Raw genomic sequence first — 13,423 nt, forward strand, 5'->3', positions numbered from 1 at the left:
TCACACCGGAGGGGGAGGGCACGATGCGACGGTTCGCGAGGACGCTGACCACGGTCGCGCTGGCGGCCGCAGTGGTGGCGGGGACGGCGGGATGGGCGTCCGGAACCGCCCAGCGGGCGGTCACGGGGCCGCCGCCCGGCAGCGCCGCATGGCGTGCCGACGGGTCGCTGGGGCGGGAGCTGCCCGACCCCGGGGACGCGACACCGGCGCAAGTGGCGCTGTTCTTCGCCGGGTTGAGTGTGCGGGAGCAGCATCTCCTGACGGAGCGGCACCCGTTGGTCGTCGGCAATCTCGACGGGGTGCCGCTGGAGCTGCGCTACCGCGCCAACGCCCGTGCGCTGGGGGCCTCCCCCGACCCACGGCTCGCCCGTCTCGCCGCGCCCGGCCGGCGGATCCTCGCGTTCGATCCCCGAGGGCGCGGCCAGGTCGCGGAGGTGTTCGGGGACCTCCGCTCCGCGAGGCACGTGTCCGTCGTCGTACCCGGGTCGGACATCGACGCGGGGACCTTCGACCGGAAGAACGACGTGTACGGCACCCCGGCGGGCATGGCGAAGTCGCTGTACGCCGAGACGGGTCCGGGCAGCGCGGTGATCGCCTGGGCGGGTTACACCACCCCGGTCGGACTCGGCCTGGACGCGGCGACCGGCGGGCTGGCCGAGGCCGGTGCCGGACGGCTGACCCGGTTCACCGAGGGGCTGGCGGCCGACGGCCTGCCCTCGCCCGTCGTGTTCTGCCACAGCTACGGCTCGGTGGTGTGCGGGCTCGCGGCCCCGCGGCTCGGCGCCACCGATCTGGTGGTGCTCGGCTCCCCCGGGATGCGCGCCGACGACGTGGCCGGTCTGCACACCGGGGCGCGCGTCTGGGCCGCCAAGGACGACACCGACTGGATCGACGACGTGCCGCATGTCCGGGTGGCGGGTCTGGGGCACGGCGCCGATCCCGTCGGCGAGGCGTTCGGGGCCCGCCGGGTGCCCGCCGAGGACGCGAAGGGCCACACCGGGTACTTCGCTCCCGGCACGGACTCGCTCCGCGCCTTCGCCGCCATCGCCGAGGGGAGCTCCCGGTGAGCGTGCGGGGGATGGTCTCGCGGATCGACGGGGCCACCCCGGCGCACCGCGACCGCGCGGTCGACGGTCTGCGGGCCCTCGCGCTGACGGCCGTGCCCGCGGGTCACTGGCTACTCGGAGGATTCACCCGGGACGGCGACGGCGCCCTGCACAACGCCAGTCCGCTGTCCTCGTTCGCGGGGTTCGCGCCCGTGAGCTGGGTGCTCCAGACGCTGGGCGTCTTCTTCCTGGTCGGCGGCTACGCCTCCGTCCTCTCCTACCACCGCAGGCCGTCCACCGCCGGAGCGTGGCTGCGCGGCCGGATGGTCCGGCTGGGCAGGCCGGTGCTCGGGGTGACGGCCGTGTGGGCGCTGATGATCCCGGTGCTGTACACCGCCGGCGTGCCGGAGGCCACCCTGCGCACGGGGGCGAAGCTGGTGATCCAGCCGCTCTGGTTCGTCGGGGTGTACGCGGTGGTCACGGCGCTCACGCCCTGCTGCGTGCGTCTGGCGCGGAGGTGCGGAGGCTGGGCGGCGGCCCCGCTGATCGGTTCGGTCGCCGTGGTCGACTTCCTGCGCTACGGGCCGTACGCGGACGCCGTGCCGTCCTGGACCGGGCTGCTGAACATCCTGCCCGGCTGGCTCTTCGCCTACCAGCTCGGTGTCTGCTGGGGGCAGGGCCGCCTCTCCCGGCACGCTGCACGGCTCCTGCTCGCCGGTGGCACCGCCCTGTTCGCCCTGCTGCTGCTCGGCCTGCACTACCCGGCGTCGATGGTCGGCGTACCGGGCGAGGCGCGGACCAACTCCCATCCGCCGTCGCTGCTGGTCCTCGCACTGGCTTCGGCGCAGGGCGGTGCGGCGGTCCTGCTGCACGGCCGGATCGGCCGGGCGCTGCGCCGCCCCGCCCTGTGGGCCCCCGTGGTGGTGACCAACCTGTCGGCCATGACGATCCTGTGCTGGCACCAGACGGCGCTGCTGGCCACCGCGGTCCCGGCGTCGTTCGCCGGAGTGGTGCCGGGTCTGACGACGACCCCGGACTCGGCCGCCTGGATCGCGGCGCGAGTGGCGTGGATGCCGGTGTTCGCCGCTCTGCTGGTGCTGATCGCGCGGTACGCCCGCCGGTTCGAGGAGCCCCGGGAGCCGGGAGGCCGTGCGGGAAGGGTCCGCCGGGCCGCGGCCGGGCTGCTCGCGGCGGGCTTCGCGGTGTTCGCCCTGCGCCTGGCCTGAGGCGCCCCGGCCCGGACCCCGATCGCCCGAGGCCCTCGGCCGCGGGGCCGGAGGGCGCCGGGCCGGAGGGCGCCGGGCCGGCTACTCGCGCGCGGTCGCCGTGCTGCTCATGTCCGGGTACCGGTCGCCCGCCACCTGCCCCGCGAGGGGCTCCAGCGCCTGGAGTTCCAGCTCGGTCAGCCTCAGCCTGGTCGCCCCGGCGTTCTCCAGCAGGCGGCTGCGCTTGCGCGTGCCCGGGATCGGCACGACGGACAGGCCGTGCACGTCGGCCCGCTGCTGCACCCAGGCCAGGGCGACCTGCGCGGCCGTCGCGCCGTGCGCTGCCGCGATCTTGCGCACCGGCTCCAGCAGGGCCGCGTTGGTCTTCGCGTTCTCGCCGGTGAAGCGGGGCTGGTGCTTGCGGAAGTCGCCCTCGCTCAGCTCCTTGCCCGCGTCCGCGAACGCCCCGGTCAGGAATCCCCGCCCGAGCGGGGAGTACGGCACGAGGGTCACCCCCAGCTCGGCGGCCGCCGGGACGGCGCTCCGCTCGACGTCCCGGCTGAAGAGCGACCACTCGGACTGCAGGGCGGCGATCGGGTGCACCGCGTGCGCCTCGCGCAGCTCCGCCCCGGTCACCTCGCTCAGCCCCAGCTGCCCGACCTTGCCCTCCCGCACCAGTTCGGCCATCGCGCCGACCGATTCGGCGAACGGCACGAGCGGGTCGCGGCGGTGCATGTAGTACAGGTCGATGACATCGGTGCCCAGCCGGCGCAGGCTCGCCTCGACGGCCCGACGGATGTACGCCGGGTCGTTGCGTACCCCGCGGTAGTGCGGGTCGTCGGTCCGCTCGATGGCGAACTTCGTGGCCAGCGTGATCTCGTCGCGGTGCGCGGCGACGAACGGCGCGAGGAACGTCTCGTTGGCGCCGCGGCCGTAGACGTCCGCGGTGTCGAACAGGGTGACGCCCGCTTCCAGCGCGGCCTCCAGGGTGTCCCGGGCCGCCGCCTCGTCGGTGTCGCCGTAGAACTCGCTGATCCCCATGCAGCCGAGGCCCTGCACGCCGACCCGCGGGCCTCCGGCACCGAGCTCCGCGGTCGCGATCCTTCCGGTGTCACTCATGTCGTTCAGACCCCTTCCGACGCCGTGCGGGCGCCGCCATAAAAGTCGATCTTGAAGTCGAGCACGGCGAGGGTGCCCTGGAGTTCCGCGATGCGCGCCCGTACGTCGCGCCGGGTCGACTCCAGCAGCTCCTGCCGCTCGGCGAAGGTGTGGTCGCCCTCGCGGACCAGTTCCGCGTACCTGACCATGTCGGCGACCGGCATTCCGGTCAGCCTGAGCTTGCCGACGAAGGCCAGCCAGTCCAGGTCGCGGTTGGTGAAGCGCCGCTGGCCGGTGTGCGAGCGGTCGACGTGCGACATCAGCCCGATCCGCTCGTACCAGCGCAGCGTGTGGGCGGTGAGCCCGCTGAGGGCGACGACCTCGCTGATGGTGTAGCGGTCCTGGCCCTCGGGACGCGGATGCGCCCTGGGGGCGGAAGCGCAGGTGTCCGTCCGTGCGGAAGTGCTCTCCATCACCGTCATGCCCCCACGCTAGAACCTTGGAGTGCACTCCAGGCAAGCGCGGCCGGGACAGCCCTTAGGCTCGTACCCATGCAGAGCCTCGCGATGATCGAGAACTGGCCCGTACCCACCGCGGCCGCCGCTGTCGTCACCGCCGACGGCGCCACGGCCGGCACCCACGGTCCCACCGCGCACCGCTTCCCGCTGGCCTCGGTCAGCAAGCCGCTCACGGCGTACGCGGCGCTGGTGGCGTACGAGGAGGGCGCCGTCGAGCTGGACGAGCCGGCCGGGCCCGAGGGCTCCACGGTGCGCCACCTCCTCGCGCACACCAGCGGCCTCGCCTTCGACGAGCACCGGATCACGGCGGCGCCCGGCACGCGCCGCCTCTACTCCAACGCGGGCTTCGAGGTTCTGGGCGACCACATCGCGAAGGCGACGGACATCCCGTTCCCCGAGTACGTGCGCCAGGCGGTGCTGGAACCGCTGGGCATGACCGCCACGACGATGGAGGGCTCGCCCGCCAAGGACGGCGTCTCGACCGTGGACGACCTGGCGCGCTTCGCCGCGGAGGTGCAGGCGCCGCGGCTCCTCGACCCGCGCACGGTGCTGGCGGCACAGACCGTCGTCCACCGCGGTCTCAAGGGCGTGCTCCCCGGCTACGGCCACCACAACCCCAACGACTGGGGTCTGGGCTTCGAGATCCGTGACTCCAAGGCGCCGCACTGGACCGGGTCCTCGTCCTCCCCCGCCACCTTCGGGCACTTCGGCCAGTCCGGCACCTTCCTGTGGATCGACCCGGCGGCCGGCGCGGCATGCGTCGCGCTGACGGACCGGGCCTTCGGGCCGTGGGCCGCGGAGGTCTGGCCGGAGTTCACCGACGCGGTGCTGGCGGAGCTCGCCTCCCGCTGACGGGAGCGGTCCCGCCCTCACACCGAGGCGAGCTCCCAGACCAGGGTCTCGGACCGCTCCAGCGCCTCCAGCTCCAGACCGTTCGCCCCCGTGATCCGCGCCGAGTCGCCCGGACCCAGCTCCTCGCCCCCGAGGAGCACCCGCCCGCGCACGACGTGGACGTAGACGCCCACCGCGTCGGGCACGGCGGTGCGTTCGCCCTCGGACTGGCGGCGGACGTGGAGCATCGCACCCGCCTCGGGAAGGGCGTACGGGGTGGAGTCGGCTATCCCGGCGACATGGGTGTACGCGGGTTCCCCGCCGGGTTCCAGAGGGGCCAGCCACATCTGAATGAACGTCAGCGGCCTTGCGCCGTCGTTGCGTTCGACATGCCGCACCCCGCCGGCCGAACTGAGGTGCTGGACGTCACCGGCCCGTACGACGGTGGCGTGTGCGGCCGAGTCCCGGTGGGTGAGTTCGCCCTCCACCACCCAGGTGACGATCTCGGTGTGGCTGTGCGGATGCTCGTCGAAGCCGGCGCCGGGGGCGAGACGCTCCTCGTTGCATGCCAGGATCGGCCCGAACCGCAGGTTGTCCGGGTCGTAGAACCGCCCGAAGGAGAAAGCGTGCAGCGTCTCGATGCCCGCGGAGTCACCCGTGGCCTGGTCCCCGCCGCGGAAGCGGTCGCCGGAGCGGCGTACGTCCATCACGCGCCCACGGTATCCCCGGTGGGCGCTCGGCCGCCCCGCCCCTGCGGGTCCGTGTCCCGATAAGGCAGTCTTGTGTGCGTGCCCCGACCCGATCCTGAGCAGCCCGCCGCGAACGACGCCCATCTCCACGCCGCGACCCTGAAACGCCTGGAGCAGTCCTCCGGCCGGCTGGCCGCCAACGCCATCGCGCGCATGGACGAGGCGCTGCCGTGGTACCGGGCGATGCCCCCCGAGAACCGTTCCTGGATCGGCCTGGTCGCCCAGGCCGGTATCGCCGCGTTCACGGAGTGGTTCCGTCACCCCGAGACGCCGCAGGCGATCTCCACCGACGTGTTCGGCACCGCTCCGCGCGAGCTGACCAGGGCCATCACCCTGCGGCAGACCGTGGAGATGGTGCGTACGACGATCGAGGTCATGGAGGCCGCGATCGACGAGGTCGCGGCACCCGGCGACGAGTCGGTGCTGCGTGAGGCGCTGCTCGTCTACGCGCGCGAGATCGCCTTCGCCACCGCCCAGGTGTACGCGCAGGCGGCCGAGGCCCGTGGCGCGTGGGACGCCCGGCTGGAGTCGCTCGTCGTGAACGCCGTGCTGTCGGGCGAGGCGGACGAAGGCGCCGTGTCCCGGGCGGCGGCGCTCGGCTGGAACTCCCCCGAACACGTCTGCGTCGTGCTCGGCACCGCCCCGGAGGGGGACAGCGAGCTCACCGTGGAGGCCATCCGGCGGGCCGCGCGGCACGCGAAGCTCCAGGTCCTGACCGGCGTGCTCGGTCACCGCCTGGTCGTGATCGCCGGTGGCAGCGACAACCCCCTGAACGTCGCGAAGTCGCTGATCGGCCCGTACGCAGCCGGTCCCGTCGTCGCCGGTCCGGTGGTACCCGACCTGCTCGCGGCCACCCGGTCCGCACAGGCGGCCGCGGCCGGCCTCAAGGCTTGTTCGGCGTGGCAGGACGCACCGCGCCCCGTGTTGTCGGACGATCTCCTTCCGGAGCGCGCGATGGCGGGTGATCCCGCCGCACGCGATCAGCTGGTGGAGGAGATCTACAGACCGCTCGAAGAGGCGGGCTCGGCACTTCTGGAGACCTTGAGTGTGTATCTGGAGCAGGCAAGCAGCCTGGAGGGCGCGGCACGGATGCTGTTCGTGCACCCCAATACCGTGCGCTACCGGCTGCGACGTGTGACCGACGTCACCGGATGGTCGCCCTCGGACGTGCGTTCCGCGTTCACGCTGCGGATCGCCCTCATCCTGGGGCGCTTGGCCGACGGCGACTCCCAGCTCTAGACTTTTGTCGAACTTCAACAATTCCCCTGACGGTTCTTCGTCCCTGTCCCCACGGGCGTCCGGGGCCGTCCACAAGAGAGAGTGTGAGGGTGCTCGTACTCGTCGCTCCCGGCCAAGGCGCTCAGACGCCCGGCTTCCTGACTCCCTGGCTCGAACTCCCCGGTGCCGCAGACCGCATCGCGGGCTGGTCCGAGGCCATCGGGCTCGACCTCGCCCACTACGGCACGAAGGCGGACGCGGACGAGATCCGCGACACGGCGGTGGCCCAGCCGCTGCTCGTCGCCGCCGGTCTCCTCTCGGCCGCCGCCCTGGACGCCACCCCCGACGTCGTCGCGGGCCACAGCGTCGGTGAGATCACCGCCGCCGCGCTCGCCGGTGTCGTCGAGGACGAGGCGGCGCTCCGTTTCGTCCGCACCCGGGGGCTCGGCATGGCCGAGGCCGCCGCGATCACCGAGACGGGCATGGCCGCGCTCCTCGGCGGCGAACCCGAGGTGACGGTCCCGCACCTGGAGAAGCTGGGGCTCACCCCGGCCAACGTCAACGGCGGCGGGCAGATCGTCGCCGCGGGCACCGCGGCACAGATCGCCGCCCTGCTCGACGACATGCCGGAAGGCGTGCGCCGCGTGGTTCCCCTCAAGGTGGCGGGCGCGTTCCACACGCACCACATGGCTCCGGCCGTGGACAGGCTTCGCGACGCCGCCGCCGCCCTGAAGGTCACCGACCCGAAGGTGACGTACGTGTCGAACGCCGACGGGAAGACGGTCGCCACCGGCGACGAGGTCATCTCGCGGCTCGTCGGCCAGGTCGCCAACCCGGTCCGCTGGGACCTGTGCATGGAGACCTTCAAGGCCCTCGGTGTCACGGCCATCGTCGAGGCCGCGCCCGGTGGCACGCTGGTCGGGCTCGCCAAGCGCGCACTGCCCGGCGTGAAGACCCTCGCGCTCAAGACCCCCGACGACCTCGACGCCGCCCGCGCGCTCATCTCCGAGCACGCGGGTGCCTAAGGAGCCCGCGAGCATGTCGAAGATCAAGCCCAGCAAGGGCGCCCCGTACGCACGGATCATGGGTGTCGGCGGCTACCGCCCGACCCGTGTCGTGCCCAACGAGGTGATCCTCGAGACGATCGACTCGTCGGACGAGTGGATCCGCTCCCGCTCCGGCATCGCCACCCGGCACTGGGCCTCCGACGAGGAGACCGTGTCGATGATGTCCGTGGAGGCCTCGGGCAAGGCGATCGCCGACGCCGGGATCACTCCCGAGCAGATCGGCGGAGTCATCGTCTCCACCGTCTCGCACTTCAAGCAGACCCCCGCCGTCGCGACCGACATCGCGCACCGGATCGGCGCGGGCAAGCCCGCCGCCTTCGACATCTCGGCCGGCTGCGCGGGCTTCGGCTACGGCCTGACCCTCGCCAAGGGCATGATCGTCGAGGGCTCGGCGGAGTACGTGCTCGTCATCGGCGTCGAGCGGCTCAGCGACCTCACCGACCTGGAGGACCGCGCGACGGCCTTCCTCTTCGGCGACGGCGCGGGCGCGGTCGTGGTCGGCCCGTCCCAGGACCCGGCCATCGGCCCCACGGTCTGGGGTTCCGAGGGCGACAAGTCCGAGACGATCAAGCAGACCGTGGCGTGGAACGACTTCCACATCGGCGACGTCTCGAACCTGCCGCTCAACGAGCGGGGCGAGGTCAAGTTCCCGGCCATCACGCAGGAGGGCCAGGCGGTCTTCCGCTGGGCCGTCTTCGAGATGGCCAAGGTCGCCCAGCAGGCGCTGGAAGCGGCCGGGATCTCGCCGGAGGACCTGGATGTCTTCATCCCGCACCAGGCCAACATGCGGATCATCGACTCGATGGTGAAGACACTCAAACTGCCGGAGCACGTCACGGTCGCGCGTGACGTGGAAACCACCGGCAACACGTCGGCCGCCTCGATTCCGCTCGCTATGGAGCGGCTTCTGGCGACCGGCCAGGCAAAGAGCGGCGACACGGCGCTCATCATCGGCTTCGGGGCGGGTCTCGTCTACGCCGCGACGGTCGTTACCCTCCCCTAGGCACACCGGACCTTTCGTCCGCACGCCCGAACCCTGCAGAAACACATCGAAGGAGCGCCAACATGGCCGCCACTCAGGAAGAGATCGTCACCGGTCTCGCCGAGATCGTCAACGAGATCGCCGGTATCCCGGTCGAGGACGTCCAGCTGGACAAGTCCTTCACCGACGACCTGGACGTCGACTCGCTGTCCATGGTCGAGGTCGTCGTCGCCGCTGAAGAGCGCTTCGACGTCAAGATCCCCGACGAGGACGTCAAGAACCTCAAGACGGTCGGCGATGCTGCCGAGTACATCCTGAAGCACCAGGGCTGATCCCAGCCCGTTCCGTGTGTCGCCACCCGGCGGTGGCGCCGCTGATTCACGACCCTCTACACGTGGAGAAGATTTTCCAGTGAGCCCGACCAATCGCACCGTGGTCGTCACCGGTATCGGCGCAACCACTCCGCTGGGTGGCGACTCCGCATCGACCTGGGAAGGTCTGATGGCCGGCCGTTCCGGCGTCAAGCCTCTCGAGGGCGAACGTTTCGCCGAACTGCCCGTCCGGATCGCCGCTCTCGCGGCCGTCGACCCGAGCGAGGTTCTGCCCCGCCCGCTCGCCCGCAAGCTGGACCGCTCGGCGCAGTTCGCGCTGATCGCGGCCCGCGAGGCGTGGGCGGACGCGGGCTTCACCGGCAAGGCCGGTGAGGACGAGAAGATCCAGCCCGAGCGTCTGGGCTCGGTCATCGCCTCCGGCATCGGCGGCGTGATCACCCTGCTCGACCAGTACGACGTGCTGAAGGAGAAGGGCGTACGCCGAGTCTCCCCGCACACCGTGCCCATGCTCATGCCCAACGGCCCGGCGGCCAACGTCGGCCTCGAGGTCAACGCCCAGGCGGGCGTCCACACGCCGGTCTCGGCCTGCGCGTCGGGTGCCGAGGCCATCGGGTACGCCGTCGAGATGATCCGCACCGGCCGTGCCGACGTGGTCGTCGCCGGCGGCACCGAGGCCGCGATCCATCCGCTGCCGATCGCCGCGTTCGCCAACATGATGGCGATGTCCAAGAGCAACGACGAGCCCGAGAAGGCCTCGCGTCCGTACGACACCGGCCGGGACGGCTTCGTCCTCGGCGAGGGTGCCGGCGTCGTGATCCTGGAGTCCGCGGAGCACGCCGCCGCGCGCGGCGCCCGGGTCTACTGCGAGGTGCTGGGCCAGGGCCTGTCCGCCGACGCCCACCACATCGCGCAGCCCGAGCCCAGCGGGCGCGGGATCGCCGCCGCGATGCGGAACCTGCTGGACTCCACGGACCTGAAGCCGTCCGAGGTCGTTCACCTGAACGCGCACGCCACGTCCACCCCGCAGGGTGACATCGCCGAGATCAAGGCGCTGCGCCAGGTGCTGGGCGACGACCTGGACCACGTCGCGATCTCCGCCACGAAGTCGATGACGGGTCACCTGCTGGGCGGCGCGGGCGGTATCGAGACCGTGGCGACCGTGCTGGCACTGCGGAACCGGATGGCACCGCCCACGATCAACGTCGACGAACTCGACGTGGACGTCGACGCCGACATCGTGCGCGGCGAGCCGCGCGCCCTGCCGGAGGGTTCGATCGCCGCGATCAACAACTCGTTCGGTTTCGGCGGCCACAACGTGGTGCTCGCGTTCCGCTCCGTCTGACCGTCCTGTCGGTGCAGGGCCCGCACCCCACCCGGTGATTCTCCGGCCGGGGGTGCGGGCCTCTCGCGTTTCGCGGCCCCCGGGCCGTGCAGGCCTCCGGCATGCCGCGGACCGGGGTGGACGGGGCGGACCGGGGGCACGCCGGGGCGGGGGCCGGCGGCCGGCGGCCGCGCGAAGGTCCATGGGTGCGCGCCGGCGCGGGGCCGCGCGTGCGCGCAGCGGGACGGGCGGGCTTGTGCCTGCGCCGGCCCGGTCAGACGACCTGGTGCAGCCAGCGGACCGGGGCGCCCTCGCCCGCGTGCCGGAAGGACTCCAGCTCGTCGTCCCAGGGCTTGCCCAGGAGCTTGGCGACCTCGGCCTCCAGGTCCGTCTCGCCGCTCACCGAGCGTGCCAGGGCGGCCCGCAGCCGGTCCTCGGGGATCAGGATGTCGCCGTGCATACCGGTCACGGCGTGGAAGATGCCGAGGCCGGGCGTGGAGCTGTAGCGCTCGCCCTCGGCCGTCGGGCAGGGCTCGGCCGTCACCTCGAAGCGCAGCATGTCCCAGCCGCGCAGGGCGGAGGCCAGCTCCGAGGCGGTGCCGGCGCGGCCCTTCCAGGAGAATTCGGACCGCCAGGTGCCGGGCGAGGCCGGCTGTCTGATCCAGTCGAGCTGGACCCGCACACCGAGCACACCCGCTACCGCCCATTCGACATGCGGGCACAGCGCGCGCGGTGCGGAGTGAACGTACAGGACTCCACGTGTCGTCACCGGGACCTCCAGTGTGGGACGAGGTTCGCCTTCCCCAGCGGCCTCGCGCCCGTACCGCCTCTTCCCGGCCGGCTCCCGAGGTTGTCATCAGTAAACAGCATCGGGAGTGAATCTCCTGAAAAGGGACAGTATGTGACGTGAGATAACTTACCGGACCCCGCCGATTCATACGCGGGCCGGTCGGGCGCCACTGGTTCGACGGGGAAAAGCTACCGTGCGCCGGGGCCGGGCGTGTGACGTACCGTCGGTCCCGGGCCCATGATTCCCTCAGCATTCACCCGCGAGGGCGCGCGGGCCCGCCACCTGGGGCTGTCCGGTTGTGCCAGGGGCACAATCACCCGTGTGACCTGAGGGGAGACAGTGATGCGCGAGCGTTCGTCACACCGTCGCGCACGCGGCGGCGGTGTCACTCTGACGGCGGTCGCGGTCGTCGCGGGCATCGCGCTCACGGGATGCTCGTCCTCCGGTCAGGCCGGTGCCGCACCGGGCGCCGCCGGGCCGCGCAGCCCCTCGCCCTCGCCGGCGTGGGACGCGAGCCCCGCGTCCGTCGCGGCCGTCGGGGACTCCATCACCCGGGGCTTCGACGCCTGCTCGGTCCTGGCCGACTGCCCCGAGGTGTCCTGGGCCACCGGGACCGACACCGGGGTGCGGAGCCTCGCCGTACGCCTGCTGGGGGCGTCGAAGGCGCCGGCGCACAGCTGGAACCACGCCGTGTCCGGCGCACGGATGGCGCAGCTGCCGGAGCAGATGGCGCTGGCCGCGAAGGAGGACCCCGCACTCGTCACCGTGATGATCGGCGCGAACGACGCCTGTCGCGACTCGGTGCGGCTGATGACCCCCGTGGCCGATTTCCGGGCGTCGTTCGAGGCAGCGGTACGGCAGCTGCGCGCCGGGGCCCCCAAGGCCCAGCTGTACGTCTCCAGCGTCCCGGACCTCAAGCGGCTCTGGTCGGCCGGGCGGGCGAACCCGCTCGGCAGGCAGATCTGGAAACTGGGGATCTGCCGGTCGATGCTGGGCGACGCGGACGACATGGGTGCGGCCGCCGTCGCGCGGCGCGACGCGGTGCGGGAGCGGGTCGTCGCGTACAACGAGGTCCTGCGGGACGTCTGCGCGAGGGACAGGCTGTGCCGTGACGACGGCGGGGCGGTGTTCGACTACCGCTTCACCGGCAAGCAGCTCAGCGAGTGGGACTGGTTCCATCCGGGCCGCAACGGCCAGGCCAGGCTGGCGGAGATCGCCTACCGCAACGTCACGGCGGCCGGCCCCCCGGCGTAAAGTTCTTGATCATGACGACGGGTGCGGCGGTACACAGCGAAGACTTCTCCACGCTCGCGGACGGCACGCCGGTCCGTCGCTGGACCCTGGAGCGCGCGGGCGTCCTGGTGCGGCTGTTGACGTACGGCGCCGTGGTGCAGTCGGTGGAGGTCCCCGGCAGGGACGGCGACCGGGCGGACGTGGCCCTGGGGCTGCCGGACGTCAAGGGGTACGAGACGCACACGGGCCCCTACTTCGGCGCCGTGGTGGGCCGGTACGCGAACCGGATCGCGGGCGGCTCCTTCGTCCTGGACGGGCGGACGCACCGGGTCACCAGGAACGAGGGCCGCAACACGCTGCACGGCGGTGGGCGCGGCTTCGACAAGCGCGTCTGGGACGCCGAGGCGGTGCCGGACGGCGTGCGGCTCTCCCTGGTCGCGGAGGACGGCGAGGAGGGCTTCCCGGGGCGGCTCGCGGTCGGCGTGACGTACACCCTGGACACGGACGGCGCCCTGCGGATCGGCTACCGGGCGACGACGGACGCGCCGACCGTGCTGAACCTGACGAACCACACCTACTGGAACCTGGCCGGCGCGGACAGCGGCAGCGCGCTGGGGCACGAACTGCGGCTGGCGGCCGGACGGATCACGCCGGCGGACGCGGAGTCCCTTCCCACGGGCGAGCTGGCGCCGGTGGACGGCACCCGTTTCGACTTCCGCGAGCCGAAGCCGGTGGGGCCGGGCTACGACACGAACTACGTGCTGGACGAGACCGGCGGGGAGCCGGTCGCGGAGCTGTACGACCCCGCGTCCGGACGTCTGCTGACGGTCCGCACGACGGAGCCGGGGCTCCAGCTGTACACCGCGGACCACCTCGACGGAGACCCGTTCGGGCCGTGCGCCGGGATCGCGCTGGAGACCCAGCACTTCCCGGACTCCCCGAACCGCCCGGAGTTCCCGGGCACCGTGCTGCGCCCGGGCGAGGAGTTCGTCTCGACGACGGTGTACGGCTTCTCGGTGCGCTGACGCCGGGG

At 72.5% G+C, this 13,423-nt stretch carries 14 protein-coding genes; 10 read left to right on the plus strand and 4 right to left on the minus strand.

Annotation, left to right across the window (positions count from 1 at the left end; all coding sequences use genetic code 11):
- Positions 1 to 23: 23 nt before the first annotated feature.
- Complete coding sequence (locus ACFYY2_RS23560; RefSeq protein WP_388745962.1) at positions 24 to 1,067, plus strand: alpha/beta hydrolase; 1,044 nt, start codon at positions 24 to 26, stop codon at positions 1,065 to 1,067.
- A gap of 11 nt (positions 1,068 to 1,078) precedes the next feature.
- Positions 1,079 to 2,272, plus strand: coding sequence for an acyltransferase (locus ACFYY2_RS23565; protein WP_388746078.1), 1,194 nt, complete (start codon positions 1,079 to 1,081; stop codon positions 2,270 to 2,272).
- 81 nt (positions 2,273 to 2,353) lie between these two features.
- Here the strand turns inward: ACFYY2_RS23565 and ACFYY2_RS23570 are convergent, their stop codons facing one another.
- Positions 2,354 to 3,370, minus strand: a complete 1,017-nt coding sequence (locus ACFYY2_RS23570) for an aldo/keto reductase (protein ID WP_388745964.1) — start codon at positions 3,368 to 3,370, stop codon at positions 2,354 to 2,356.
- A gap of 5 nt (positions 3,371 to 3,375) precedes the next feature.
- The gene (locus tag ACFYY2_RS23575) at positions 3,376 to 3,831 is read right to left on the minus strand and encodes a MerR family transcriptional regulator (RefSeq protein ID WP_388745966.1); all 456 of its coding nucleotides are present in this window, start codon (positions 3,829 to 3,831) and stop codon (positions 3,376 to 3,378) included.
- Positions 3,832 to 3,900: 69 nt separating this feature from the next.
- Here ACFYY2_RS23575 and ACFYY2_RS23580 point away from each other — a divergent pair, with 69 nt between their 5' ends.
- On the plus strand, positions 3,901 to 4,719 hold the full coding sequence (locus ACFYY2_RS23580; protein ID WP_388745968.1) for a serine hydrolase domain-containing protein: 819 nt from the start codon (positions 3,901 to 3,903) through the stop codon (positions 4,717 to 4,719).
- Positions 4,720 to 4,736: 17 nt separating this feature from the next.
- Here ACFYY2_RS23580 and ACFYY2_RS23585 read toward each other — a convergent pair whose 3' ends face one another.
- Complete coding sequence (locus tag ACFYY2_RS23585; RefSeq protein WP_388745970.1) at positions 4,737 to 5,408, minus strand: pirin family protein; 672 nt, start codon at positions 5,406 to 5,408, stop codon at positions 4,737 to 4,739.
- Positions 5,409 to 5,486: 78 nt separating this feature from the next.
- On the opposite strand from ACFYY2_RS23585, the gene ACFYY2_RS23590 reads away from it, so the two are divergent.
- The 5 genes from ACFYY2_RS23590 (at position 5,487) to fabF (ending at position 10,388) form a co-directional block, all read left to right on the plus strand.
- Positions 5,487 to 6,686 (plus strand): helix-turn-helix domain-containing protein, encoded by a 1,200-nt coding sequence (locus tag ACFYY2_RS23590; protein ID WP_327118978.1) that lies wholly within the window; start codon positions 5,487 to 5,489, stop codon positions 6,684 to 6,686.
- 89 nt (positions 6,687 to 6,775) lie between these two features.
- Positions 6,776 to 7,690 carry an ACP S-malonyltransferase gene (locus ACFYY2_RS23595; RefSeq protein WP_388745972.1) on the plus strand — a complete coding sequence of 305 codons (915 nt, stop codon included), beginning with the start codon at positions 6,776 to 6,778 and terminating at the stop codon, positions 7,688 to 7,690.
- 13 nt (positions 7,691 to 7,703) lie between these two features.
- Positions 7,704 to 8,735 (plus strand): ketoacyl-ACP synthase III, encoded by a 1,032-nt coding sequence (locus ACFYY2_RS23600; protein ID WP_147963269.1) that lies wholly within the window; start codon positions 7,704 to 7,706, stop codon positions 8,733 to 8,735.
- Between the two features lie 62 nt (positions 8,736 to 8,797).
- A complete protein-coding gene (locus tag ACFYY2_RS23605) occupies positions 8,798 to 9,046 on the plus strand; it encodes an acyl carrier protein (RefSeq protein WP_028439857.1) in 249 nt (82 codons plus the stop codon).
- A 79-nt stretch (positions 9,047 to 9,125) separates the two neighbouring features.
- Positions 9,126 to 10,388, plus strand: coding sequence for a beta-ketoacyl-ACP synthase II (gene fabF / locus ACFYY2_RS23610; RefSeq protein WP_388745974.1), 1,263 nt, complete (start codon positions 9,126 to 9,128; stop codon positions 10,386 to 10,388).
- A 253-nt stretch (positions 10,389 to 10,641) separates the two neighbouring features.
- Here the strand turns inward: fabF and ACFYY2_RS23615 are convergent, their stop codons facing one another.
- Complete coding sequence (locus ACFYY2_RS23615; protein WP_329037019.1) at positions 10,642 to 11,136, minus strand: DUF3145 domain-containing protein; 495 nt, start codon at positions 11,134 to 11,136, stop codon at positions 10,642 to 10,644.
- A 363-nt stretch (positions 11,137 to 11,499) separates the two neighbouring features.
- On the opposite strand from ACFYY2_RS23615, the gene ACFYY2_RS23620 reads away from it, so the two are divergent.
- Together ACFYY2_RS23620 and ACFYY2_RS23625 are read left to right on the plus strand one after the other, a co-directional pair.
- A complete protein-coding gene (locus ACFYY2_RS23620; protein WP_388745977.1) occupies positions 11,500 to 12,411 on the plus strand; it encodes an SGNH/GDSL hydrolase family protein in 912 nt (303 codons plus the stop codon).
- A gap of 11 nt (positions 12,412 to 12,422) precedes the next feature.
- On the plus strand, positions 12,423 to 13,415 hold the full coding sequence (locus ACFYY2_RS23625) for an aldose epimerase family protein (RefSeq protein WP_388745979.1): 993 nt from the start codon (positions 12,423 to 12,425) through the stop codon (positions 13,413 to 13,415).
- Positions 13,416 to 13,423 lie beyond the last annotated feature (8 nt).

The organism is Streptomyces sp. NPDC001822 (assembly GCF_042892135.1).
Lineage (GTDB): Bacteria > Actinomycetota > Actinomycetes > Streptomycetales > Streptomycetaceae > Streptomyces.